Annotated in this window: 27 protein-coding genes; 13 read left to right on the top strand and 14 right to left on the bottom strand. The window is 69.6% G+C overall.

Annotation, left to right across the window (positions count from 1 at the left end; translation table 11 throughout):
- Positions 1-68: 68 nt before the first annotated feature.
- The 3 genes from rpsI to zapE all read right to left on the bottom strand — a co-directional run bounded on the left by rpsI (position 69) and on the right by zapE (position 2261).
- Positions 69-458 (bottom strand): 30S ribosomal protein S9, encoded by a 390-nt coding sequence (gene rpsI, locus D1793_RS02890; protein WP_110068132.1) that lies wholly within the window; start codon positions 456-458, stop codon positions 69-71.
- Between the two features lie 13 nt (positions 459-471).
- A complete protein-coding gene (rplM, locus tag D1793_RS02885; protein WP_110068133.1) occupies positions 472-900 on the bottom strand; it encodes a 50S ribosomal protein L13 in 429 nt (142 codons plus the stop codon).
- Positions 901-1073: 173 nt separating this feature from the next.
- A complete protein-coding gene (gene zapE / locus D1793_RS02880) occupies positions 1074-2261 on the bottom strand; it encodes a cell division protein ZapE (RefSeq protein WP_119020803.1) in 1188 nt (395 codons plus the stop codon).
- Positions 2262-2455: 194 nt separating this feature from the next.
- On the opposite strand from zapE, the gene D1793_RS02875 reads away from it, so the two are divergent.
- Complete coding sequence (locus D1793_RS02875; RefSeq protein WP_162899896.1) at positions 2456-2905, top strand: DUF1043 family protein; 450 nt, start codon at positions 2456-2458, stop codon at positions 2903-2905.
- A 380-nt stretch (positions 2906-3285) separates the two neighbouring features.
- Here D1793_RS02875 and D1793_RS02870 read toward each other — a convergent pair whose 3' ends face one another.
- Positions 3286-4047 (bottom strand): Nif3-like dinuclear metal center hexameric protein, encoded by a 762-nt coding sequence (locus tag D1793_RS02870; RefSeq protein WP_119020801.1) that lies wholly within the window; start codon positions 4045-4047, stop codon positions 3286-3288.
- 102 nt (positions 4048-4149) lie between these two features.
- On the opposite strand from D1793_RS02870, the gene D1793_RS02865 reads away from it, so the two are divergent.
- The gene (locus D1793_RS02865; protein WP_119020800.1) at positions 4150-5403 is read left to right on the top strand and encodes a Do family serine endopeptidase; all 1254 of its coding nucleotides are present in this window, start codon (positions 4150-4152) and stop codon (positions 5401-5403) included.
- Positions 5404-5487: 84 nt separating this feature from the next.
- Here D1793_RS02865 and hisD read toward each other — a convergent pair whose 3' ends face one another.
- The 9 genes from hisD to D1793_RS02820 form a co-directional block, all read right to left on the bottom strand.
- On the bottom strand, positions 5488-6807 hold the full coding sequence (gene hisD, locus D1793_RS02860) for a histidinol dehydrogenase (RefSeq protein WP_119020799.1): 1320 nt from the start codon (positions 6805-6807) through the stop codon (positions 5488-5490).
- Positions 6808-6926: 119 nt separating this feature from the next.
- A complete protein-coding gene (hisG, locus tag D1793_RS02855; RefSeq protein ID WP_119020798.1) occupies positions 6927-7577 on the bottom strand; it encodes an ATP phosphoribosyltransferase in 651 nt (216 codons plus the stop codon).
- A 19-nt stretch (positions 7578-7596) separates the two neighbouring features.
- Positions 7597-8859 carry a UDP-N-acetylglucosamine 1-carboxyvinyltransferase gene (gene murA / locus D1793_RS02850; protein WP_119020797.1) on the bottom strand — a complete coding sequence of 421 codons (1263 nt, stop codon included), beginning with the start codon at positions 8857-8859 and terminating at the stop codon, positions 7597-7599.
- A gap of 12 nt (positions 8860-8871) precedes the next feature.
- Positions 8872-9126, bottom strand: coding sequence for a BolA family protein (locus D1793_RS02845; protein WP_110068140.1), 255 nt, complete (start codon positions 9124-9126; stop codon positions 8872-8874).
- Positions 9127-9249: 123 nt separating this feature from the next.
- Positions 9250-9585: an STAS domain-containing protein gene (locus D1793_RS02840; RefSeq protein ID WP_119020796.1), complete on the bottom strand. Its 336-nt coding sequence runs from the start codon at positions 9583-9585 to the stop codon at positions 9250-9252.
- A complete protein-coding gene (locus D1793_RS02835) occupies positions 9582-10235 on the bottom strand; it encodes an ABC transporter substrate-binding protein (protein ID WP_119020795.1) in 654 nt (217 codons plus the stop codon). Before D1793_RS02835 ends, D1793_RS02840 begins: the two co-directional genes overlap by 4 nt.
- A 44-nt stretch (positions 10236-10279) precedes the next feature.
- Positions 10280-10744: an outer membrane lipid asymmetry maintenance protein MlaD gene (mlaD, locus tag D1793_RS02830; RefSeq protein ID WP_110068143.1), complete on the bottom strand. Its 465-nt coding sequence runs from the start codon at positions 10742-10744 to the stop codon at positions 10280-10282.
- A 54-nt stretch (positions 10745-10798) separates the two neighbouring features.
- Positions 10799-11581 (bottom strand): lipid asymmetry maintenance ABC transporter permease subunit MlaE, encoded by a 783-nt coding sequence (gene mlaE / locus D1793_RS02825; protein ID WP_110068144.1) that lies wholly within the window; start codon positions 11579-11581, stop codon positions 10799-10801.
- The gene (locus tag D1793_RS02820; RefSeq protein WP_119020794.1) at positions 11578-12390 is read right to left on the bottom strand and encodes an ATP-binding cassette domain-containing protein; all 813 of its coding nucleotides are present in this window, start codon (positions 12388-12390) and stop codon (positions 11578-11580) included. The genes mlaE and D1793_RS02820 overlap by 4 nt, the downstream gene beginning before the upstream one ends.
- Positions 12391-12557: 167 nt before the next feature.
- On the opposite strand from D1793_RS02820, the gene D1793_RS02815 reads away from it, so the two are divergent.
- The 11 genes from D1793_RS02815 (at position 12558) to D1793_RS02765 (ending at position 20724) form a co-directional block, all read left to right on the top strand.
- On the top strand, positions 12558-13514 hold the full coding sequence (locus D1793_RS02815; RefSeq protein WP_119020793.1) for a calcium/sodium antiporter: 957 nt from the start codon (positions 12558-12560) through the stop codon (positions 13512-13514).
- Between the two features lie 32 nt (positions 13515-13546).
- Positions 13547-14542, top strand: a complete 996-nt coding sequence (locus D1793_RS02810; protein ID WP_119020792.1) for a KpsF/GutQ family sugar-phosphate isomerase — start codon at positions 13547-13549, stop codon at positions 14540-14542.
- A 26-nt stretch (positions 14543-14568) separates the two neighbouring features.
- Positions 14569-15126 (top strand): HAD-IIIA family hydrolase, encoded by a 558-nt coding sequence (locus D1793_RS02805; RefSeq protein ID WP_119020791.1) that lies wholly within the window; start codon positions 14569-14571, stop codon positions 15124-15126.
- 4 nt (positions 15127-15130) lie between these two features.
- Positions 15131-15715, top strand: coding sequence for an LPS export ABC transporter periplasmic protein LptC (lptC, locus tag D1793_RS02800; protein WP_119020790.1), 585 nt, complete (start codon positions 15131-15133; stop codon positions 15713-15715).
- Positions 15712-16218, top strand: a complete 507-nt coding sequence (gene lptA / locus D1793_RS02795) for a lipopolysaccharide transport periplasmic protein LptA (protein WP_119020789.1) — start codon at positions 15712-15714, stop codon at positions 16216-16218. Before lptC ends, lptA begins: the two co-directional genes overlap by 4 nt.
- Before the next feature lie 8 nt (positions 16219-16226).
- Entirely contained in the window at positions 16227-16952 is a 726-nt protein-coding gene (lptB, locus tag D1793_RS02790; protein ID WP_119020788.1) for an LPS export ABC transporter ATP-binding protein, read from the top strand.
- Positions 16953-17106: 154 nt separating this feature from the next.
- Positions 17107-18519 (top strand): RNA polymerase factor sigma-54, encoded by a 1413-nt coding sequence (locus D1793_RS02785; protein ID WP_119020787.1) that lies wholly within the window; start codon positions 17107-17109, stop codon positions 18517-18519.
- Between the two features lie 187 nt (positions 18520-18706).
- Entirely contained in the window at positions 18707-19015 is a 309-nt protein-coding gene (gene raiA / locus D1793_RS02780; protein ID WP_119020786.1) for a ribosome-associated translation inhibitor RaiA, read from the top strand.
- Positions 19016-19022: 7 nt separating this feature from the next.
- On the top strand, positions 19023-19487 hold the full coding sequence (gene ptsN / locus D1793_RS02775; protein ID WP_119020785.1) for a PTS IIA-like nitrogen regulatory protein PtsN: 465 nt from the start codon (positions 19023-19025) through the stop codon (positions 19485-19487).
- A gap of 44 nt (positions 19488-19531) precedes the next feature.
- Positions 19532-20452 (top strand): RNase adapter RapZ, encoded by a 921-nt coding sequence (rapZ, locus tag D1793_RS02770; RefSeq protein ID WP_119020784.1) that lies wholly within the window; start codon positions 19532-19534, stop codon positions 20450-20452.
- Positions 20453-20454: 2 nt separating this feature from the next.
- Entirely contained in the window at positions 20455-20724 is a 270-nt protein-coding gene (locus D1793_RS02765; RefSeq protein WP_119020783.1) for an HPr family phosphocarrier protein, read from the top strand.
- A gap of 219 nt (positions 20725-20943) precedes the next feature.
- On the opposite strand, the gene pmbA is transcribed toward D1793_RS02765, so the two are convergent.
- Positions 20944-22284 (bottom strand): metalloprotease PmbA, encoded by a 1341-nt coding sequence (gene pmbA / locus D1793_RS02760; RefSeq protein WP_119020782.1) that lies wholly within the window; start codon positions 22282-22284, stop codon positions 20944-20946.
- Positions 22285-22339: the final 55 nt, after the last annotated feature.

Raw genomic sequence — 22339 nt, 5'->3', positions numbered from 1 at the left:
TGATCCTAAAACAAAAACGCCCGAGTCGTAGACTCGGGCGTGAGCGTCTCTGGCGCGATAATCGGCGCTTAACGCTTGGAGAACTGCGGGCGACGACGCGCCTTGCGCAGACCCACTTTCTTACGCTCGACCTGACGAGCGTCGCGGGTCACGTAGCCGGCCTCACGCAGCTGGCTGCGGAATTCCTCGTTGTACTCCATCAGGGCACGGGTGATGCCGTGACGGATGGCGCCGGCCTGGGAGGAGCCGCCGCCGCCCTTGACGGTCACGAAGACGTCGAACTGGTTCAGGGTGTCGGTCAGCTCGAGCGGCTGGCGGACCACCATGCGGCCGGTAACGCGACCGAAGTACTGGTCCAGCTCAAGGCTGTTGACGGTGATCTTGCCGGTGCCCGGCTTCATGAAGACACGGGCGGTAGAGGTCTTGCGGCGCCCGGTACCGTAATACTGCTGTGTCATGGCGAAGACTCCCTCAGATGTTCAGTTCTTGCGGCTGCTGGGCGGCGTGCGGATGCTCGGCACCGGCATAGACCTTGAGCTTGGAATACATGGCGCGGCCCAGCGGACCCTTGGGCAGCATGCCCTTGACGGCGCCTTCGATGATGCGCTCGGGCGCATGGTCGAGCAGCTTGTCGAAGGTCATGGAGCGCAGGCCACCGGGGTAGCCAGTATGACGGTAGTAGGTCTTGGCCTTGGCCTTGTTACCGGTGACCTTCACCTTCTCGGCGTTGACGACGACGATGTAATCGCCGGTGTCGACGTGCGGGGTGAATTCCGGCTTGTGCTTGCCACGCAGGCGACGAGCGATTTCGGTGGCCAGGCGGCCGAGCGTCTTGTCCGTGGCGTCGACGACATACCAGTCGCGCTGGACGGTCTGCGGCTTAGCAGTGAACGTCTTCATGGAGCTATCACCAGTTCAAGTGTATTGGGTTCTCAGCCGGCTCTCCGGCATGGAACCATCCCTATTCTTCTTGGTTGCCACCCGCCGGGGCTCGCCGCGTGGCGAACAGGGACGGGGACAACGAGTAGAGCGCGCGAATTCTACACGAGATCACGCCAGGGACGCAATGCTGATCACGGCTTGTGGGGCAGCGCCAGGTACTCGTGGGACTGCATCTCCTGCAGCCGCGACAGCGTGCGCTGGAATTCGAACTCGAGGCGGCCATCGGCGTAGAGCCGCTCGGCGGGCACCTCGGCGGACATCAGCAGCTTGACGCCGCGGTCGTAGAACTCGTCGACCATGTTGATGAAGCGTCTCGCCTGGTCATCCGTCGCCCCGCTCATGCGGGTGACGTTGGCGACCAGCACGGTGTGAAACTCGCGAGCCAGCTCGATGTAGTCGTTCTGGCTGCGCGGACCATCGCACAGCTCCCGAAACTCGAACCACACCACGTCGTCGTGGAGACGCCGCGCCCGCAGCACGCGATGGTTGATCTCGATGGGCGCATCCGCCTCGCCCTCATGGCCGGCGATCTCCCGGAAGCTGCGTGCAAGCTCGCTCTCCGCGGCGGCATCCAGCGGCGCATGGAAGATCTCGGCGCGCTCCAGGGCGCGCAGCCGGTAGTCGATGCCCGAATCGACGTTGACCACCTCGCAGTGACGCTTGAGCAGCTCGATGGCCGGCAGGAAACGCGCTCGCTGCAGGCCGTCCTTGTACAGCTCGTCGGGCACGATATTGGAGGTCGCCACCAGCACCACGCCATGCTCGAAGAGCGCCTCGAGCAGGTTGGCCAGGATCATCGCGTCGGTGATGTCCTTGACGAAGAACTCGTCGAAGCAGATCACCCGCGCTTCGCTCGCGAACTTGGCGGCGATCAGCTTCAGAGGGTTCTTCTCGCCCTTGTAGTGGGTCAGCTCGTTGTGGACCCGCTGCATGAAGCGATGGAAGTGGGTCCGCATCTTCTCCGGGAAGGGCAGCGACTCGTAGAAGGCGTCCACCAGATAGGTCTTGCCGCGCCCCACCCCGCCCCAGAAGTAGAGGCCGGTGACCTCGGGCAGCACCGGCTCGGGCGCCGACGCCTGACGGCTGCGCTTGCCGAACAGGCCTGCCATGCGCGAGGCGATCTTCCCCTGGGGAGGCACGGCCCGCGGCCGGCGCCGTGGAGCGGCCATCAGGTCGTCATGCAGACGCTGCAGGTGGGCGACCGCCTGCTCCTGGGCGGGGTCGTACTGGAAGTCGTCCCGCTTCAGGTCGGCGCGATAGCGCTCAGTGGGCGACAGGCGAGCGTCTCGGGACTCGGGCGGGGTCGGCGTGGCACTCATGCGGGGTTCGGACCATCTCGGCTGTGGATGGCTGCGCATTATACGCATAGAGGCCGAGGCACGCACCGCCATGACCCCGCCAGAGGGGCGCGTTGACCCGCCGCCGCGGCTCGGCCCTATAATGGGCGCCCGGGGCCTTGCCCCAGACGGGCCCGCACCGAGGCGGGCCGATCCACCGCCGCAGGGAGACAGACGTGGACGCAAGCAAGATCAATTGGATTCTGGCCATCGCCTGCCTGCTAGCCGGCATCGGTCTAGGCGCGCTGGGCTACCACCTGCTCAACTCCAGCGCCGCCAGCCTGCAGAAGCTGCGCCAGCGCCTGGCCGAGCGCGACCGTGAACTGGCGGCCCTGCGCGATGGCGTGGACGATCACCTGGGGGAGATCTCACGCCTGGTGAGCGCCCTGCAGCGCGACGGCGAGGCACTGGCCAGCCGCCTGGCCCAGGACGCCAGCCGCCTGGGCGGCAAGGGCGCCCCGCGCGCCGGTCTGGAGGCCAGCCCCGCCAGTCCCCCCGCGGTCGAGGGCGGCGAGGAACCGGCGATGCCCCGGGACTATGCCGATGGCACCGGCGGCACCCTGTCGGAGGATTTCGGCCTCAAGGACGACGAGGACGCCAAGGCGCCTCAGCCGCCACGCTACTGAGGCCGCCGCGGCACCCTCTCAGAGCTCTCGACAAGGTCTCGGCCTCAAGGACGACGAGGACGCCAAGGCGCCTCAGCCGCCACGCTACTGACCTCCTCCCCCACCGCCCCGGCCTCCGGGGCTATCGCAGTCACCGATGCCTTGTCAGCGAAAGGCGCCGGGGATAGGCCGGAGAGGGTGTCCGTGGACCAGGGGTGAAGAGCACTGCTCCAAACGGGCTGGCCATGGATGGCCAGCACCGGTCCTGCAAGCGGAGCAGGATGCGAGAGCGAAGCAGGGTCTAGGTAGCCCCCAGGGAGGGGTTCATGGCGCCCCCTAGCAGGCCTATCGCCGGAACAGCCTTGAGCGATGCCGCCGACAACCATAGTCCTGCCCCGGCCTCAGGCGGGATTGTCGATATCCACGAAGCGGTGCTCGATCCCACCCCCTCTTGCCAGCCACTCGCCCAGCGCCTGGACCCCGTAGCGCTCGGTGGCGTGGTGCCCCGCCGCCAGGTAGTGGATGCCGAGCTCCCGGGCCAGGTGGGTAGTGCGCTCGGAGATCTCGCCGGAGATGAAGGCGTCGGCACCCGCCTCCCAGGCCGCGGTGATCATGTCCTGGGCGCCCCCCGTGCACCAGGCCACCCGACGGATCTCGCCCTGGCCCGGCGCCTCCACCAGCAGCGGCTCGCGCTCGAGCCGCTGCCCCAGGTGGGCGGCCAGGCCCCGGGCATCCAGCCCCGCCGGCGGCGAGCCCAGCCACAGCAGTCCCTCGCCCGGCTCACCGTCGGCGCAGCCCTGGACCCGGAACGCCAGCCGGCGAGCCAGCTCGGCGTTGTTGCCCAGGGTCACATGGGCATCCAGCGGCAGGTGATAGGCCAGCAGGCTGATGTCGTGGGCCAGCAGGGTGCGGATGCGCCGGCGCTTCATGCCGGTGATCGCCACCGGCTCGTTCTTCCAGAAGAAGCCGTGGTGCACCAGCACCAGGTCCGCCTGCCAGGCCACCGCCTCGTCGAGCAGTGCCTGACAGGCGGTAACGCCGCTCAGCACCCTGCGTACCGTCTCGCGCCCCTCGACCTGGAGGCCGTTGATCGTGTAGTCCTTGAAGCGTTCCGCCGCCAGTTCCCGGTCACAGGCGGCCACCAGCGCATCGCGATTCATCATGGAGAGCTCCCTACGTCCAAGGGGTGACAATGTTACAATTGCCCCATTGTACCGGCGGGGCCACCCTCCCCGCGACCGCCCGCCACAAGGACGCCGACCCGCATGCCTCGCCTTCTGCGCTCGCTCACGCCCTACCTGCTGCCGATCACCATCGGGGTGCTGCTGGCCGTAGTGCTGCTCAACACCTTCCCGCAGTTGAGCGGACGCCAGGCGGCGCCCACGCCGCCGCCGCCACCCACGGTCCAGCCTCCCCCGGCGCCCTTGAGCGTCTCCCCCCGGGTCGAGGCACCGCAGGAGAGCGAACCGCGCCCCGCACCGGAGCTGCGCCAGGCCGCCCCGCTCTCCCGGGAGCAGGGGCCAGTGAGCTACTCCGCCGCCGTGGAGAAGGCAGCGCCGGCGGTGGTCAACATCTACTCCTCGCGGGTAGTGGAGCGCGACCAACACCCGCTGATGTCGGACCCCTTCTTCCGTCAGTTCTTCGGCGACGACGTGCCCGCCCGCCAGCGCATGCTGTCGAGCCTCGGCTCCGGGGTGATCGTCAGCGAGGAGGGCTATGTGCTGACCAACCACCACGTGATCGGCGGGGCCGACCAGATCCAGGTGGCGCTGCGCGACGGCCGCGAGACCCTGGCCGAGGTGGTCGGCACCGACCCGGAGAGCGACCTGGCCGTGCTGCGCATCGACCTCGACTCCCTGCCGGTGATCGAGCTGGCCGATTCCACCGAGGTGGCCATCGGCGATGTCTCGCTGGCCATCGGCAACCCCTTCGGCGTGGGCCAGACCGTCACCATGGGCATCATCAGCGCCACTGGACGTAGCCACCTGGGCCTCAACGCCTACGAGGACTTCATCCAGACCGACGCCGCCATCAACCCCGGCAACTCCGGCGGCGCGCTGATCAACGCCGAGGGGGCGCTGGTAGGGATCAATACCGCCATCTTCTCGCGCTCCGGCGGCTCCCAGGGCATCGGCTTCGCTATCCCCGCCAACCTCGCCGCCAACATCCTCGAGGAGCTGGTCACCCGGGGACGGGTGATCCGCGGCTGGCTCGGCGTCGAGGCCCAGGAGCTCAACCCGGAGCTGGCCGCCTCCTTCGGCCTGCAGGCCCCCCGCGGGGTGGTGATCGCCGGCGTGGTAGCTAACGGCCCCGCCGACCGGGCCGGCCTCAAGCCCGGCGACGTGCTGCTGGCCATTGACAACCGGCCGATCCTCGATGCGCGGGTCACCATGTCCGATATCGCCGCGGTGGCCCCCGGTGAGACGCTGCCACTCACCGTGGTGCGCGGCGGCGAGACGCTGCAGGTCACCCTGGAGGTGGGCGAGCGCCCGGCACCGGAGCTGCGCCGCCCGGAGTAGCCTGTCGCGCCCCGCACCAACGCAGGAGGCCCCGCCATGGCGGGGCCTCCTGCATATCGACCGAACCGTCCGACCGGCTCGGGCTCACTCCTTGATGCGATACTCGGCGCTGCGCGCGTGGGCGGTCAGCGACTCGCCGCGGGCCAGCACGGAGGCCACCCGGCCGAGCCGGGACGCCCCCTCGGCGGAACAGTGGATGATCGATGAGCGCTTCTGGAAGTCGTAGACCCCGAGGGGCGAGGAGAAGCGCGCGGTGCCCGAGGTGGGCAGCACGTGGTTGGGGCCGGCGCAGTAGTCGCCGAGCGCCTCCGCGGTATAGCGACCCATGAAGATGGCCCCGGCGTGGCGGATCTCCGGCAGCCAGCCCTCGGGGTTGGCCACCGAGAGCTCCAGGTGCTCGGGGGCGATGCGGTTGATCAGCGCCACCGCCTCCTCGCGGCTGGTGCACTGGATCAGGGCGCCGCGCCGGGAGAGCGACGCGCGCACGATCTCCTCTCGCTCCAGGGTCGGCAGCAGCCGATCGATGGCGGCCGCCACGGCGTCGAGGTGCTCGGCGTCCCAGCTCACCAGGATCGACTGGGCATCCTCATCGTGCTCCGCCTGGGAAAAGAGGTCCATGGCCAGCCACTCCGGGTCGGTGCCACCGTCGGAGACCACCAGGATCTCCGAGGGGCCGGCGATCATGTCGATCCCCACCTGGCCGAACACCGCGCGCTTGGCCGTAGCCACGTAGATGTTGCCGGGCCCGACGATCTTGTCGACCCGCGGCACCGTCTCGGTGCCGTAGGCCAGCGCCGCCACCGCCTGAGCACCGCCCACGGTGAAGACCCGGTCGACGCCGGCCAGGTGGGCCGCGGCCAGCACCAGCTCGTTGAGCACGCCGTCCGGGGTCGGCACCACCATGATGATCTCGCGCACCCCGGCCACGTGAGCAGGAATGGCATTCATCAGCACCGAGGAGGGATAGGCCGCCTTGCCCCCCGGCACGTAGATGCCGGCGCGGTCCAGCGGCATCACCTGCTGGCCCAGCACGCTGCCGTCGGCCTCGGTGTAGTGCCAGGACTCGGGCTTCTGGCGCTCGTGGTAGAGGCGGATGCGCTCGGCGGCGTGGGCCAGCGCCTCGCGCTGCTCGGCGGGCAGGCCGTCATAGGCCTGGCGCAGCCGTTCGGCGGACAGGGTCAGCTCCGCCATGCCGGTCGCCGAGAGGCGATCGAAGCGGTTGCTGGCCTCCACCAGGGCAGCGTCACCGCGGGCCTTCACCGCCGCGATGATCTCGTCGACGCGGTGCTGCACCGCGGCGTCGGAGACCCCCTCCCAGGCCAGCAGGGTCGACAGGCGGTCTTCGAAGCTCGCCTCGGCAGTGGCAAGCCGGGCGATGCCGGAGGGGGCGGTTGTCTCGGTCATGGCAGCTTCCGTCATCAATCGGGGAGGACTCTATTGTTCGGGCCCGGGGGCCAGGGGGCAAGGGGGCTTGGGCTATGGCGTCGAGACGCCGTCGCTATCATTCCTCCAACCCCTCAGGCTCAGGCCAGGGTTTCCCGGCGCGCGGCCACAGCCTGGCCGAGGCGCTCCAGCAGCGGCTTGATGCGCGCGTGCTTCATGGTCATGGCGGCCTTGTTGACCACCAGCCGGGTGGAGACCTGCGCGATCAGCTCGCGGGGCTCCATGCCGTTGGCGCGCAGGGTGTTGCCGGTGTCGACGATGTCGACGATCTCGTCGGCCAGGTTCATCAGCGGGGCCAGCTCCATGGCACCATAGAGCTTGATCACCTCGGCCTGGATGCCCTGCTCGGCGTACCAGCGGCGCGCCACTCCGACGAACTTGGTGGCCACCCGACGCCTGGCGCGGGCCGGCTCGGCCCCGATGATCCCGGCGGTCATCAGCTTGCAGCGGGCGATCTCCAGGTCCAGCGGCTCGTAGAGCCCCTCGGCGCCGTGCTCGAGCAGCACATCCTTGCCGGCGACCCCCAGGTCGGCGGCGCCCAGCTGCACATAGGTGGGCACGTCGGTGGCGCGGATCACCACCAGCTTGACGTCGGGCAGGTTGGTGTCGAACAGCAGCTTGCGGCTCCTGCCCAGGTCCTCGGCCGGGGTTATGCCGGCATCGGCCAGCAGCGGCAGGGTCTCGTCGAGTATGCGGCCCTTCGAGAGGGCCAGGATCAGTTGTTTGCTCATGCTCTTGCCTTGGTCGTCCTTAGCCCGGCACGCGACGAATCTGCGCACCCAGCAGCTGCAGCTTCTCCTCGATGCACTCGTAGCCGCGGTCGATGTGGTAGATGCGGTCGACCAGGGTCTCGCCCTCGGCCATCATCGCCGCGATCACCAGCGACGCCGAGGCGCGCAGGTCGGTGGCCATCACCGGGGCACCGGAGAGGCGCTCGACCCCCTCGATCACCGCGGTATTGCCCTCCAGGGCGATCCTGGCGCCCATGCGGTTGAGCTCCTGGACGTGCATGAAGCGGTTCTCGAAGATGGTCTCCACCACCCGGGAGGTCCCCTCGGCCACCGCATTCATGGCCACGAACTGCGCCTGCATGTCGGTGGGAAAGGCCGGATAGGGGGCGGTGCGGATGTTCACCGGCCGCGGGCGCTTGCCGTGCATGTCCAGCGCGATCCAGTCGTCGCCGGTGGTGATCTCGGCGCCGGCCTCTTCGAGCTTGGCGAGCACCGCCTCGAGGATATCGGCGCGGGTGCGACGCACCTTGACGCGTCCCCGGGAGAGTGCGGCGGCCACCAGGAAGGTGCCGGTCTCGATGCGGTCGGGCATCACGTCGTGGTAGGCGCCGTGCAGGCGCTCGACACCCTCGATGACGATGGTGTCGCTGCCGTGGCCGCGGATCCTCGCCCCCATCTTGATCAGGCACTCGGCCAGATCGACCACCTCCGGCTCCCGGGCGGCGTTCTCGAGCACCGTGGTGCCGTCGGCCAGGGTGGCCGCCATCAGCAGGTTCTCGGTGCCGGTCACGGTCACGGTATCGAAGAAGATGGTGGCGCCCTTGAGGCGACCATCGACCCGGGCGCGAATGTAGCCGCCCTCGACGCGGATCTCGGCGCCCATGGCCTCGAGGCCGCGCAGGTGCAGGTCCACCGGGCGCGAGCCGATGGCACAGCCGCCCGGCAGGGAGACGTCGGCGTGGCCGAAGTGGGCCAGCAGCGGTCCCAGCACCAGGATGGAGGCGCGCATCTTCTTGACCAGCTCATAGGGCGCATCGCAGTGCTTCACCTGGGCGCCGTCGAGCTGGATGGTCATCTTCTCGCCCATCACCGGCTCGACGCCGAGGTGGCCGAGCAGCTCCAGGGTGGTGGTGATGTCCTGCAGGTGCGGCAGGTTGCCGATGGTCACCGGCTCCTCGGCCAGCAGGGTGGCGCACAGGATAGGCAGGGCAGCGTTCTTGGCGCCGCTGGCCCATACCTCGCCGTCGACCGGCCCGTTGCCGGTGATGATCAACTTGTCCATGGGGGCTCGATCTCAGGCACCGGCGTTTTCCGGCGCGCTTTCCCACTGCGCCGGGGTATAGGTCTTGATGCTCACCGCGTGCAGGGCGCCGGAGGCGATCTCGTCGGCCAGTGCCCCGTAGATGAGCTGCTGGCGCTTGACCGGCGACAGGCCCGAGAAGACCTCGCCCACGGCCACCACCTGGAAGTTGCAGCCTTCGCCCTGAATATGAAACTCGCAGCCTTCGATGCGCGCATCGAGCAGCGCCTTGACGTCGCTGGGGTGCATGGAGCGGCACTCCTGTCTATGAAACGGGAAGGCCACCGGGCGCGGCGCGGCCGATGGCACGAAACGGGGATGGCCCATGGTAATGAAAAGCGCGTCGCTTGGCGATCTCGGCAGGCCATCGCCTCAGGCAGCGTCGCTCTCCACCGGGAGCAGGCGCTCCAGTCCGGCGAGATCGGTGAGCCGGCGCAGGGCCGGCGAGAGGCGCACCGCCTGCAGCTTGAGGCCGGCGGTGCGCGCGGCACGGGCCCACTCCAGCAGCACGCTGAGCGCCGCACTGCTGACATCGGCCACGCCGGTGAGGTCGAAGCTAACCCGGGTGCCGGCGGGCTGGCTGGCGAGCCAGCCGCGTCCCGCCTCGGCCAGGTCCGCGGCGGCCTCGAAGCCCACCCGCCCCTCGACCTTGAGAGCGCTGCCGTGGGCCTCCAGGCAGACGTCCGCGCCCTCGAGCAGCCGGGTCATGCGCTGCCGCCCTCCTCGAGCTCCTCGACGGCCAGCTCCGGCGCCCAGCCGTCGATCACCGCGTCGTAGTCGCGGCCCTGTTCGCGCATGGCCTGGTCGAACTGGTTGCGGAAGGTGAGCCCCAGGTTGATGCCGTTGACGATCACGTTGACCACCCGCCACTCGTCGCCGGAGAGGCGCAGCGAATAGCTGACCGGGTAGACCTGGCCATTGGTCGCGACCACCTCCATGTCGACGCTGGCCTGGTCCTCGTGGCGCTGGGGGCGCTGGCTGTTCAGTACCCGCAGCTCACGATAGTCGAAGGTGACCAGGCCCTTGGTGTAGGTGTCGATCAGGGTCTGGCGGAAGGTGTCGGCAAACCGCGCGCGCTGCTGGGGCGTGGCATTCTGGAAGTAGCGCCCCATCACGCTGGCGCCGATGTAGCGGAAGTCGGCGATGTCATCCAGGCTCTCGTCGACCAGCGCCTTGAGCTCGTCGAGGTTGTCGGCGAAGTAGTCGCGACGCCCCTCGATCTCGGCGGTGAGCGTCTCGACGCTGTCACGGATCACCTGCTCGGGGGAGCGCTCGGGGGCGGCGCTGGCCGGCAGGGCGAACAGGGCCAGCGCCAGGCCGGCCAGCAGGGCACGCACGGGAAGAAAAAGACGGCTCATGCAGAAACTCTCCTTGAAGGGGGCGCAAAGCGGTACCGCTGGGGTCAGTCGCTCATCATGTTGGACAGGAACTGCTGGATGAGTTCTTCCAGCACCACGGCCGACTGGGTGTCGCGAATGGTGTCGCCGTCGGAGAGGGTCTCGGGGTCCCCGCCCACGCTGAGCCCGATGTACTGCTCGCCGAGCAGCCCCGCGGTGAGAATCGCCGCGGTGGTATCGCGGGAGAGCCTGTCCTCCAGGTCGCCGTTGAGCTCGAGGATCACCCGGGCATCGTACCAGTCGGTGTCGAGCTCGATGGCCGAGACCCTTCCTACGGTGACGCCGGCCATGGTGACCCGCGCCCGCGGCTTGAGGCCGCCGATATTGGCGAAGTTGGCCTCCAGGCGGAAGGTGTCGCCGGGCGCCTGGAAGGTCAGCCCGCTGACCCGCAGGCCGAGGAATACCAGGCCGAGGATGCCGGCGAGCATGAACAGGCCCACCCCCAGCTCCATCATCTTGCTGCGTTTCATCGTTTCTCTCCGAACATCAGGCTTGCGGGGCGTCTCTTCCTGTCGGGCATCCGCTCAGGAGAGGCCACCGAACATCACCGCGGTCAGCACGAAATCGAGGCCGAGGACCGCCAGCGACGAGTAGACCACCGTGCGGGTGGTGGCCCGGGAGATTCCCTCCGAGGTGGGCACCAGGTCGTAGCCCTGGAACACCGCGATCCAGGTCACCACCACCGCGAACACCAGGCTCTTGACCATGCCGTTGCCCACGTCACCGATGAACTCGACGCTGGACTGCATGTTGCCCCAGTAGGAGCCCTCGAAGACGCCGAGCCACTCCACGCCCACCAGGTAGCCGCCGTAGATCCCCACCACGCTGAAGCCGATGGTGAGCAGCGGCAGGGCCACGAACCCCGCCCACAGCCGCGGGGCCACCACCCGGCGCAGCGGGTCGACGCCGATCATCTCCATGCTGGTGAGCTGCTCGGTGGCCTTCATCAGGCCGATCTCGGCGGTCAGCGCCGAGCCGGCGCGGCCGGCGAACAGCAGCGCGGCCACCACCGGCGCCAGCTCGCGCAGCAGCGACAGCGCCACCATCTGGCCCAGCGCCTGTTCGGCGCCGAAGTCCACCAGAATGGTGTAGCCCTGCAGCGCCAGCACCATGCCGATGAAGAGCCCGGAGACCAGCACGATGGCCAGCGACAGCACCCCCACGAAGTGCATCTGGCGCAGCCACAGGTGCCAGCCCTCGCGGCTGGGCACGCCCACCGCCGACTGGGCCACGAAGATGCCGGCTCGGCCCAGCGACTCGAGAAGCTCGCAGCCGCGCCGGCCGAGGCTGGTGATCCGCCCGATCATCGCCGCCCTCCCGCATTGAGGATATCGGTAAAGAAGTCCACCGCCGGATAGTGGAAGGGCACCGGGCCGTCGGGCTCGCCATGGACGAACTGGCTCACCCGGGGGTCCTGGTCCACGTCGAGCCCCTCGGGGGTGCCGTGGGCCATTACCTGGCCGTCGGCGATCACATAGACGTAGTCGGCGATGGTCAGGGTCTCCTTGATGTCGTGGGAGACCACGATGGAGGTGAGCCCCAGCGCCTCGTTGAGGCGCTTGATCAGCTGCACCAGCACGCCCATGGAGATGGGATCCTGGCCGACGAAGGGCTCGTCGTAGAGGATCAGCTCGGGGTCCAGGGCCATCGCCCGGGCCAGCGCCACCCGGCGTGCCATGCCGCCGGAGAGCTCCGCCGGCATCAGCTCGCGGGCGCCGCGCAGCCCCACCGCCTCGAGCTTCATCAGCACCAGGTCACGAATCATCGCATGGGGCAGGTCGGTGTGAACGCGCAGCGGGAAGGCGACGTTCTCGAACACGCTGAGGTCCGAGAAGAGCGCCCCGCTCTGGAACAGCATGCCCATGCGCCGGCGCATGGCGAACAGCGCCCGGCGCGACTGGCGATGCACGTCCTCGCCGTCGATCAGCACGCGGCCGGCGTCGGGGGCCAGCTGGCCGCCGATCAGCTTGAGCAGCGTGGTCTTGCCGGTGCCGCTGGGACCCATGATGGCGGTAATCCTGCCCCGCGGGATGACGAGATCGACGCCGCGAAAGATCTCCTTGTCACCCCGCGAGAAATGCAGACCCTCCACCACCACGAAGGGAGTGTCACTCATCGGCTCGTCAACTCTTCCGGAACCCTGGGGATAATTATCGAACATCGTATCCTAACTGCCCGGGCCGGCGCCAGCGAGACGCTCTTCGCCCCTCCCCCGGCGCCTTGCACTCCCCGTGGCCAGCGCGTTTAATGCGCCCTTCCCGCTTCATCCGCCAAGGACACCCCATGCTGGTACCGCTGATCGTCGTGCTGCTGGGCCTCGCCGCCCTGCTGTGGAGCGCCGACCGCTTCGTGGGGGCGGCGGCGGCCACCGCCCACCGGGCCGGCATGAGCACCCTGCTGGTGGGCATGACGGTGGTGGCGCTGGGCACCTCGGCGCCGGAGATGGTGGTCTCGGTGGTGGCCAGCCTGGACGGCATCCCCGACCTGGCCACGGGCAACGCCCTGGGCTCCAACATCGCCAACATCGGCCTGGTGCTGGGGATCACCGCCCTGATCGTGCCGATCCCGGTGCGTTTCTCTCTGGTGCGCCGCGAGCTGCCGCTGCTGCTGGGTGCCACGGGCCTGGCCGGCTACGCCCTGGCCAATGGCATCCTCGGCCGCTTCGACGCTCTCTTCCTGCTACTGCTGCTGGTCTTCAGCCTGTGGTGGCTGTTCCGCGCCGACACCCCGGACGCCCCCCACCCTGACGCCGGCGAGATCCCGGACATGGCCCTGCCCCGGGCGCTGGCCTGGCTGGCGGCGACCCTGCTGGTGCTGGCCGCGGGCTCCCGCGCCGTGGTGTGGGGCGCCAGCGAGCTGGCCCGCGGCCTGGGGGTGAGCGAGCTGGCCATCGGACTGACCGTGGTGGCCATCGGCACCAGCCTGCCGGAACTGGCCGCCTGCGTGGCCAGCGCCCTCAAGCGCCACCACGACATCGCCATCGGCAACGTGATCGGCTCCAACCTCTTCAACCTGCTCATCGTGCTGCCGATTCCCGGCCTGCTGGCCCCCGGCCCCAGCGATCCCGCCGCCGCGGGCCGCGACTACCCGGTGATGCTGGCGCTGACCCTGGCGCTCGGCATGCTGCTGCTGTGGCAGCGTCGCGGCCGAGTCGGCCGCCTCCCCGGAGCCCTGCTGGCGGCCACCTACCTGGGCTACCTGGCCTGGGTCGGCGTGGCCAGCCTCGCCGCTGCCCCTTGAGTGAACCCGCGCAACAGGCAACAATCATCGCCATGACCCAACAGACCCCCCAGGCCCCGCACACCTCATCGCTGCGCGACAGCGCCCGGCGCACCCTGCGCCTCGAGCAGCAGGCCATCGGTGCGCTCATCGCCCGCCTCGACGCCGACTTCGACCGCGCCTGCCAGCTGATCCTCGCCTGCCGCGGCCGGGTGGTGGTCACCGGCATGGGCAAGTCCGGCCATATCGCTGGCAAGATCGCCGCCACCCTGGCCAGTACCGGCACCCCCGCCTTCTTCGTGCACCCCGGCGAGGCCAGCCACGGCGACCTCGGCATGATCACCCCGGGGGACGTGGTGCTGGCGCTCTCCAACTCCGGCGAGACCGCCGAGGTGACCGCCCTGCTGCCGCTGCTCAAGCGCATGGGCGTGCCCCTGGTCAGCATGACCGGCCGCCCCGCCTCGACCCTGGCCCGCCACGCCGAGGCCCACCTCGATGCCGGCGTGGAACGCGAGGCCTGCCCGCTGGACCTGGCGCCCACCGCCTCCACCACCGCCGCCCTGGCGCTGGGCGATGCCCTGGCGGTGGCGCTGCTGGAGTCTCGCGGCTTCACCGCCGAGGAGTTCGCCCTCTCCCACCCCGGCGGCAGCCTCGGCAAGCGGCTGCTGCTGCGCGTGGCCGACCTGATGCACGACGGCCCCCGGCTGCCCATCGTGCCGCTGGGCAGCCCGCTGCGCGACGCCCTGCTGGAGATCACCCGTCAGGGGCTCGGCTTCACCTGCGTGGTGGACGAGCAGGGCCGGCTGGCCGGCGTCTACACCGACGGCGACCTGCGCCGCACCCTCGACCAGCATAGCGACCTCTCCGGCCTGACCGTCGACGCGGTGATGACCCGGCCCGGCAAGCGAGTGGCACCGGAGATGCTGGCCGCCGAGGCGGTGAAGCTGATGGAGGACCATCGCATCTCCGCCCTGGCGGTGGTCGACGACGACGACCGGCCGGTCGGCGCCCTGCACATGCACGACCTGCTCGCCAGCGGCGTGATCTGACCCCCACCCACCGAACCGGAGCTCCCATGCCCCACACCCTCCCGCTGCAAGACCCCCGCCTGGTGGACCGCCTGCGCCGCATTCGCCTGCTGGCCCTGGACGTCGATGGCGTGCTCACCGACGGCCAGCTCTACTTCCAGGCCGACGGCATCGAGATCAAGGCGTTCAACGTGCAGGACGGCCACGGCCTCAAGCTGCTCAAGCGAGCCGGCATCGAGGTGGCGCTGATCACCGGCCGCGACTCCCCGACGGTGAGCCGCCGCGCCGCGGCGCTGGGCATCCCGCACGTCTTCCAGGGGGTGGAGAAGAAGCTGCCGGTGCTGCGCGACCTCTGCGCCCGCCTCGGCCTCGAGTTCGATCAGGTCGCCTACTGCGGCGACGACATGCCCGACGTGGGCGCCATTCGCCGCGCCGGGGTGGGCATCAGCGTGCCCAACGCCCCGGAGTACATCCAGAAGCACGCCGACTGGGTCACCGTGAAGGGGGGCGGTCAGGGCGCCGCCCGCGAGATCGCCGACACCCTGCTCAGGGCCCAGGGCCACTGGGACGCCGTGATCGACACCTACCTGCACGGGGCCGGCTGAGCCCATGGCCCTGCCACGGCCGTCGTTTCGGGTCTGGCTCTTCCTGCTGCTGGTGGCGCTGGGGGGCATGCTGGTGCTGCTCGACTCGCGCAGCGTCAGGGAGCCCGGCGCGGTCCCGCGGGACGAAGCCGGCGAGCCGGACTTCTACCTGGAGGGGGCGCGACTGACCCGCTTCGACGGCGAGGGGCGAGCCCATCAGCGCATCGAGACGCCACGCCTGGTGCACACGCCCCACGACGACGTCACCCGCCTCGAGACCCCCGACGCACGGCTCTACGACAACGCAGGCAGAGTGTGGCTGGCCGAGGCCGACAGCGGCGTGCTGGGTCCCGGCGGCAACCCGCTCACCCTCTCCGGCAGCGCCCGACTCCACGCCCCCGAGGAGCGCTGGCAGCTCGACACCGAGGTGCTCCACTACGACGCCGAGAGCGGCCACGCCTGGAGCGACACCCCGGCCCTGCTCCAGCAGCCCCCCCAACGCATGAGCGGCGAGCGCTTCGACGCCTGGCTCCATGACAACCGTGCCCGACTGACCGACAATGTGCGCGGCCACCATCCGCCCGAGACCCGAGAGGACCCCCAGCCATGAAGCGAACCTCCGCCCTGCTGCTCTGCCTGCTGCTGCCGCTGGTCGCCGCGCCGACCCTGGCCCAGGGCCGCGATGCCGAGGCCCCCATCGAGGTGGAGGCCGACCGGCTCGACCTGGACGACCGCGCCGGCACCGCCGTCTATACCGGCGAGGTGGATATCCGCCAGGGCAGCATGCGCCTGACCGGCGAGCGGGTGGAGATCCAGCGCAACGCCCAGGGCCAGCTCTCCCGCGCCATCGCCACCGGCGAGCGCGCCTATCTGGAGCAGCAGCCCGATCCCGCAGAGCCCATGGTGCGTGGCTGGGGCCGCACCATCATCTACCACGTGGCCGAGCGGCGCATGGAACTGATCGACCGCGCCGAGCTGCACCAGGGCGGTGACACCTTCGACGGCGGCTACCTGGAGTACTTCCTCGACCGCCGCGTGGTCCAGGCCCGCAGCGAGGGCGAGGGCGTCGAAGGGCGCCAGCGCATCCGCATGACCCTTCAGCCCGAGCAGTAAGGCCGCCCATGAAGACCCTCCATGCCCGCCACCTGGCCAAGAGCTACAAGCGTCGCCGCGTGGTCCAGGACATCAGCCTGGCCATCCGCCAGGGCAGCATCGTCGGCCTGCTCGGCCCCAACGGCGCCGGCAAGACCACCTCCTTCTACATGATCGTGGGGCTGGTGCGCGCCGATGCCGGCGAGGTGGCCATCGACGACCTGGACCTGTCCCGGGCCGCCATGCACCAGCGCGCCAGGGCCGGCATCGGCTACCTGCCCCAGGAGGCGTCGATCTTCCGCAAGCTGTCGGTGGCCGACAACATCATGGCGATCCTCGAGACCCGCAAGGATCTCGACCGCGAGGGGCGCCGCGCCCGCCTCGAGCAGCTGCTCGGGGAGTTTCACGTGACCCATATCCGCGACAACCTCGGCATGAGCCTCTCCGGCGGCGAGCGACGGCGGGTGGAAATCGCCCGGGCTCTGGCCACGGAGCCCGCCTTCATCCTGCTCGACGAGCCCTTCGCCGGCGTCGACCCCATCTCGGTGGGCGAGATCAAGGGGGTCATCCGCCAGCTCAAGGCCCGCGGCATCGGCGTGCTGATCACCGACCACAACGTGCGCGAGACCCTGGATATCTGCGACACCGCCTACATCGTCGGTGACGGCAAGATCATCGCCGAGGGCAACGCCGAGGCGATCCTCGCCAACCAGCGGGTGCGCGAGGTCTACCTGGGCGAAGATTTCCGGCTCTGAGCACAATCCTCTGATATGTCTGTCGTTATTCGATGACGGCATGGTGATTGCGGGTGGCACAGAAGTTGCTTAACAAGCGCTTGCATGCCCGCGTCGGCCGCGCTAGGGTGAGGCCTTACGGCCACTTCCCGGCACAAGAGGGCAGACGATCACGATGGCCATGAAAGCCTCCCTTCAGCTCCGCGTCGGCACGCAGCTGACCATGACGCCCCAGCTGCAGCAGGCCATTGCCTTGCTGCAGCTCTCCACCCTCGACCTGCGCCAGGAGATCCAGCAGGCGCTGGAGTCCAACCCCATGCTGGAGCTCGATGAGGGCTTCGGCGAGCAGACGGTGAGCGAGGCCCCCGAGGACGACTGGGCCAGCGAGATTCCCGACGAACTCAGCACCGACAGCGACTGGTCGGACACCTACCAGGACCTGGGGGCGCCGGCCGGCGGCGAGGGCCCCGATTTCGAGCGCGAGGCGAGCGCACAGAGCCTGCAGGGCCACCTGGCCTGGCAACTGGCGATGACCGACCTCGACCCCCGCGAGCAGCAGATCGCCGAGAGCCTGATCGATGCCGTGGACAGCGCGGGCTACCTGGCGCAACCCCTCGACGAGATCCGCGACGGCCTCAAGTCCCAGGGGCTCGGCGGCTTGCGCAGCGCCGAGGTGGAGCAGGTGCTGCTGCGCCTGCAGCAGTTCGAGCCCACCGGCGTCTTCGCCCGGGACCTGCGCGAGTGCCTGATGCTGCAGCTCGCCGCCCTGCCCGACGACACCCCGCTGCTACCCCAGGCGCGCCGCCTGGTGCGCCAGTTCCTCGAGGCCCTGGCCGGCGACGACCGCCGCCTGCTCAAGCGCCGCCTCGGCCTCGACGACGACGCCCTGGAAACGGCCATCGCCCTGGTCCGCTCCCTGGACCCGCGCCCCGGCAGCGCCTACGCCAGCCTCGAGAACGACTACGTGATCCCCGACCTGGTGGCACGCCAGGACAGCCGCGGCTGGCACGTGGAGCTCAACCAGGAGGCGCTGCCCCGTCTGCGCATCCAGCCCGACTACGCGGCGCTGATCCGCCGCGCCGACAAGAGCCAGGACAACCAGTTCCTCAAGGACCACCTGCAGGAGGCGCGCTGGCTGATGAAGAGCCTCTCCAGCCGCAATGACACCCTGCTGCGGGTGGGCCGCGAGATCATGGCCCGCCAGCTCGACTTCCTGGAGCAGGGCGAGGAGGCGATGAAGCCGCTGATCCTGGCCGATATCGCCCAGGCCGTGGAGATGCACGAATCGACCATCTCCCGGGTCACCACCCAGAAATACATCCACACCCCCCGAGGGGTGTTCGAGCTGAAGTACTTCTTCTCCAGCCAGGTGGGCGGCAACGGCGAGGGCGACGCCCACTCCAGCACCGCCATCCGCGCGCGGCTCCGCAAGCTGATCCAGGAGGAGCCGCCGCGCAAGCCGCTCTCCGACAGCAAGCTGGTGGCCCTGCTCGAGGAGGCCGGCATCCAGGTGGCCCGCCGGACCGTAGCGAAGTACCGCGAGGCGATGGGCATCCCCTCCTCCAGCGAGCGCAAGCGGCTGAGATGATGCCAGCGCGGCACCGACCCCATCTCCCAGCATGCCCCGGAACGCCGGCTGCGTCGCGTGCCAACCGCCACCCGCCCGCGCTTCGCTGACCTGCATCAGGCCCGCCGCGGCGGCGGCAGACCGGGGGGTATGCAAGGCAGGAAAAAGGGTTACAATCGACCCACAACCAACGAGCAAGGAGCGTGTCATGCAAGTCAATATCACCGGCCATCATGTGGAACTGACCGATGCCCTGCGTGGCTATGTGGACGAGAAGCTGGCTCGCGTGGAGCGCCACTACGACAACATCACCAACGTGCAGGTGACCCTGTCCGTGGAGAAGGAGCGCCAGCACGCCGCCTGCACCCTGCATGCCGCCGGCGCCGACCTGCATGCCGAAGCCCAGGACGGTGACATGTACGCCGCCATCGACGCTCTGGCCGACAAGCTGGATCGCCAGCTGGTCAAGCACAAGGAGAAGGCCCAGGCCCGCGCCCAGGGCGCCGGCGCTCGCTGAGCCCATCATGTCACTGGAAGCCATCCTGCCCCCGGAGCGCACCCTGTTCGGCGTACCCGGGGGCAGCAAGAAACGGGTGCTGGAGTTCTTCAGCACCTTCATCGCACAGAATACGCCAAGCCTCGACAGCCAGGAGGTGTTCAGCCGGCTGATCGGGCGCGAGCGCCTGGGCAGCACCGGCATCGGCAACGGGGTGGCCATCCCCCACGCCAGAAGCCCTCACTGCAAGGCCCCCATCGCCGGCTTCCTGAAGCTGGCCGAGCCGGTGGACTTCGACGCCATCGACGGCGAACCCGTCGACCTGGTGTTCGTGCTGCTGGTCCCCGAGGAGGCCGACGACGCCCACCTCGCCCTGCTTGCCCAAGTGGCCGGGGTGATGAACGACGCCGACACCCGCAGCGGGCTGCGCCGCAGCGAAAGCCAGCGCGAGCTCCACGAACGGCTCATCGAGGCGATTCGACGGCAGGGGTAGCGCCCACGGGCCGCCCGGCCAGATTGACGACCAGGAGATCCCCCATGCAGCTCGTGATCATCAGCGGCCGCTCCGGCTCGGGCAAGTCGATCGCGCTGCAGGCCCTGGAGGATCTCGGCTACTACGCTATCGACAACCTCCCGGCCATGCTGCTCGGCTCGCTGGTCGATGAACTGGGCAGCTCGGAGTCGCCACGCTCCTCCATCGCCGTCAGCATCGACGCCCGCAACCTGCCCCAGGCCCTGCAGAGCTTTCCCGCCCAGCTGCAGGCGCTCCAGGCCCGCGGCATCGCCTGCCAGGTGATCTACCTGACCACCGATGCGCGCATCCTGCTCGAGCGCTACTCTGCCACCCGGCGCCGCCATCCGCTGACCCGGGACAGCCAGATGACGCTCGCCGAGGCGATCGATTCCGAGGAGTTGGCCCTCGCCGAAATCCGTGACCTGGCCGACCTGGTCATCGACACCTCACGGCTATCGGTCCACGAACTGAGGCGCCGTATCGCCGACCAGGTGGCCCGCCACCAGCCCGACCAGCTCACCCTGACCTTCGAGTCCTTCGGCTTCAAGCGCGGCGTGCCGCTGGACGCCGACCTGGTGTTCGATGCGCGCTGCCTGCCCAACCCCTACTGGGACCCGCAGCTGCGCGCCAGCACCGGCCGCGACGCGCCGGTCATCGAGTTCCTCGAGACCTACCCCCTGGTGGAGGCGATGCGCGCCGATATCCAGGCCTGGGTGGAGCGCTGGCTGCCCGCCTACCTGGCCAGCCACCGCAGCTACCTCACGGTGGCCATCGGCTGCACCGGCGGCCAGCACCGCTCGGTCTACCTGGCGGAGCGCCTGGCCGCGAGCCTGGCCGCCTCCCACCCCCTGGTCCGGCTGCGCCATCGCGAGCTGGGCATCCATGACACCCTGCCCCCGTTGCCGGACCCGGCGACCGACGTCACACCTCATCAAGGAAGTTGAGCGTGCCGCAACGCAAGCTGACCCTGAGCAATAAGCGCGGCCTGCATGCGCGCGCCGCCACTAAGCTGGTGCAGTGCTGCCAGCCCTTCGCCGCCTCCATCAGCGTGGCCAACGGGCCCATGCGCGGCGACGCCGCCAACATCATGTCGCTGCTGATGCTCGCCGCTCCTTGCGGCACCGAGCTCACGGTGACCGCCGAGGGCGAGGACGCCGAGGCGGCCCTCGACGCCATAGAGGCGCTGTTCGAGGCTCGCTTTCACGAGGATGAATAGCTGCGGTCAGCGAGAAAGCGCTCGAGGCGGCAGCGAAACGATATCTACCCGGGAATGCTGACCACGAGTGCGGCGTCGCGGGTGAATCGGCAGGGAAGCCGATTCAGGGTCGGCAAGAGGGACCTTGTTCCGGCCCGACCCGCAAGACGCAAGCGAAGTGTCAGGGTTTCATTCCCGGGATCGTGAGCGCAGCCTCGGGCGAGGGAGGATACCCGAGCCTCAGCTGCCGGCGACGGTCATCTCGTCGATCAGCCAGCTGCCGGTATGGATGCTGCCGCGGGTGTCGGTATCGCTGCCGATGCCGGCCAGGCCCTTGAACATCGCCTCCAGGTTGCCGGCGATGGTGAACTCCTCCACCGGGTGCTGGATCTCGCCACTCTCCACCCAGAAGCCTGCCGCCCCGCGGGAGTAGTCTCCGGTCACGGCGTTGACCCCCTGCCCCATCAGCTCGGTGACCAGCACCCCGCGCCCCATGCGCGAGAGCAGCTCCTCGCGCGAGGCCAGCGGCGCCTCGATGCGCAGGTTGCGCGCGCCCCCGGCGTTGCCGGTGGTCTGCATCCCCAGCCGCCGAGCGCTGTAGGCGGAGAGCATGTAGCTGGCCAGGCGCCCCTGCTCGATGAAGACGTTGTCACGGGTCTGCACACCGTCGCCGTCGAAGGGCGAACTGGCCATGGCGCCCCTCTCCATGGGGCGCTCCTGAAGGCTGAACCACTCGGGGAAGAGCGCATCGCCGAGACGGTCGCAGAGGAAGGAGGCCTGGCGATAGAGGGCCCCGCCGGCGATGGCCCCCATCAGCGAGCCGACCAGCCCCCCCGCCAGGGTGGGATCGAACAGCACCGGCATTCGCCCCGTCGCCGGACGACCGGCCCCCAGGCGGCGCAGGGTGCGCTCGGCGGCGCTCTCGCCCACCCGCTCGGGCGCCAGCAGGTCGCGGGGATGGCGGGCACTGGTGTAGTCGTAGTCGCGCTGCATGCCGCTCTCGTCCTGGGCGATCAGCATGCAGGAGAGCGAGTGGCGGCTGCCGCGCTGGCTGCCCAGGAAGCCGTGGCTGTTGGCGTAGACTCGCACGCCCTCGCCGCTGGAGAGCGAGGCGCCGTCGGAGCTCATGATGCCCGGGCGGCGACGGCCGGCGGACTCGCAGGCCAGTGCCAGCTCGATGGCCTCCTCGGTGGAGAGTGGCCAGGGGTGGTGGACGTCGAGGTCGGGCAGCTCACGCGCCATCAGCTCGGCGTCGGCCAGCCCCGATGCGGGGTCCTCGCCGGTGTGGCGAGCGATGGCCAGGGCCTTCTCCACCACCGCACGGATCGACGCCTCCCCGGCGTCGGTGGAGGAGGCACTGCCCTTGCGCTTGCCCACGTAGACCGTCACCGCGATGCCCTGGTCCCGGGAGAGCTCCACCGTCTCCACCTCGCCCTCACGCACGCTCACGCCGACGCCCTGGTCGACGCTGGCGCCCACCTCGCAGGCGTCGGCGCCGAGCCGACGGGCCAGCTCCAGGGCCATCTGGGCGCGGGTCTCCAGCAGGGCCTGCTGGGCGGCGGCATCGAATGCCTGTGTCATGGGTCTCTCCTCGTCTGCCGGCCCCGCGGGCCAACTCTTCGTGATGTTGCGCTCA

This window comes from Halomonas sp. JS92-SW72 (genome assembly GCF_003547075.1).
Classification (GTDB): Bacteria; Pseudomonadota; Gammaproteobacteria; order Pseudomonadales; family Halomonadaceae; genus Halomonas; species Halomonas alkalicola.
This window is presented reverse-complemented; position numbering and strand designations above follow the sequence as displayed.

What these genes read in the sequence shown, in the direction of transcription:
- rpsI (WP_110068132.1), bottom strand. Translation starts at nt 458, where the DNA reads ATGACACAGCAGTATTACGGTACCGGGCGCCGCAAGACCTCTACCGCC.
- rplM (WP_110068133.1), bottom strand. Translation starts at nt 900, where the DNA reads ATGAAGACGTTCACTGCTAAGCCGCAGACCGTCCAGCGCGACTGGTAT.
- zapE (WP_119020803.1), bottom strand. Translation starts at nt 2,261, where the DNA reads ATGAGTGCCACGCCGACCCCGCCCGAGTCCCGAGACGCTCGCCTGTCG.
- D1793_RS02870 (WP_119020801.1), bottom strand. Translation starts at nt 4,047, where the DNA reads ATGATGAATCGCGATGCGCTGGTGGCCGCCTGTGACCGGGAACTGGCG.
- D1793_RS02865 (WP_119020800.1), top strand. Translation starts at nt 4,150, where the DNA reads ATGCCTCGCCTTCTGCGCTCGCTCACGCCCTACCTGCTGCCGATCACC.
- hisD (WP_119020799.1), bottom strand. Translation starts at nt 6,807, where the DNA reads ATGACCGAGACAACCGCCCCCTCCGGCATCGCCCGGCTTGCCACTGCC.
- hisG (WP_119020798.1), bottom strand. Translation starts at nt 7,577, where the DNA reads ATGAGCAAACAACTGATCCTGGCCCTCTCGAAGGGCCGCATACTCGAC.
- murA (WP_119020797.1), bottom strand. Translation starts at nt 8,859, where the DNA reads ATGGACAAGTTGATCATCACCGGCAACGGGCCGGTCGACGGCGAGGTA.
- D1793_RS02845 (WP_110068140.1), bottom strand. Translation starts at nt 9,126, where the DNA reads ATGCACCCCAGCGACGTCAAGGCGCTGCTCGATGCGCGCATCGAAGGC.
- D1793_RS02840 (WP_119020796.1), bottom strand. Translation starts at nt 9,585, where the DNA reads ATGACCCGGCTGCTCGAGGGCGCGGACGTCTGCCTGGAGGCCCACGGC.
- D1793_RS02835 (WP_119020795.1), bottom strand. Translation starts at nt 10,235, where the DNA reads ATGAGCCGTCTTTTTCTTCCCGTGCGTGCCCTGCTGGCCGGCCTGGCG.
- mlaD (WP_110068143.1), bottom strand. Translation starts at nt 10,744, where the DNA reads ATGAAACGCAGCAAGATGATGGAGCTGGGGGTGGGCCTGTTCATGCTC.
- mlaE (WP_110068144.1), bottom strand. Translation starts at nt 11,581, where the DNA reads ATGATCGGGCGGATCACCAGCCTCGGCCGGCGCGGCTGCGAGCTTCTC.
- D1793_RS02820 (WP_119020794.1), bottom strand. Translation starts at nt 12,390, where the DNA reads ATGAGTGACACTCCCTTCGTGGTGGTGGAGGGTCTGCATTTCTCGCGG.
- D1793_RS02815 (WP_119020793.1), top strand. Translation starts at nt 12,558, where the DNA reads ATGCTGGTACCGCTGATCGTCGTGCTGCTGGGCCTCGCCGCCCTGCTG.
- D1793_RS02810 (WP_119020792.1), top strand. Translation starts at nt 13,547, where the DNA reads ATGACCCAACAGACCCCCCAGGCCCCGCACACCTCATCGCTGCGCGAC.
- D1793_RS02805 (WP_119020791.1), top strand. Translation starts at nt 14,569, where the DNA reads ATGCCCCACACCCTCCCGCTGCAAGACCCCCGCCTGGTGGACCGCCTG.
- lptC (WP_119020790.1), top strand. Translation starts at nt 15,131, where the DNA reads ATGGCCCTGCCACGGCCGTCGTTTCGGGTCTGGCTCTTCCTGCTGCTG.
- lptA (WP_119020789.1), top strand. Translation starts at nt 15,712, where the DNA reads ATGAAGCGAACCTCCGCCCTGCTGCTCTGCCTGCTGCTGCCGCTGGTC.
- lptB (WP_119020788.1), top strand. Translation starts at nt 16,227, where the DNA reads ATGAAGACCCTCCATGCCCGCCACCTGGCCAAGAGCTACAAGCGTCGC.
- D1793_RS02785 (WP_119020787.1), top strand. Translation starts at nt 17,107, where the DNA reads ATGGCCATGAAAGCCTCCCTTCAGCTCCGCGTCGGCACGCAGCTGACC.
- raiA (WP_119020786.1), top strand. Translation starts at nt 18,707, where the DNA reads ATGCAAGTCAATATCACCGGCCATCATGTGGAACTGACCGATGCCCTG.
- ptsN (WP_119020785.1), top strand. Translation starts at nt 19,023, where the DNA reads ATGTCACTGGAAGCCATCCTGCCCCCGGAGCGCACCCTGTTCGGCGTA.
- rapZ (WP_119020784.1), top strand. Translation starts at nt 19,532, where the DNA reads ATGCAGCTCGTGATCATCAGCGGCCGCTCCGGCTCGGGCAAGTCGATC.
- pmbA (WP_119020782.1), bottom strand. Translation starts at nt 22,284, where the DNA reads ATGACACAGGCATTCGATGCCGCCGCCCAGCAGGCCCTGCTGGAGACC.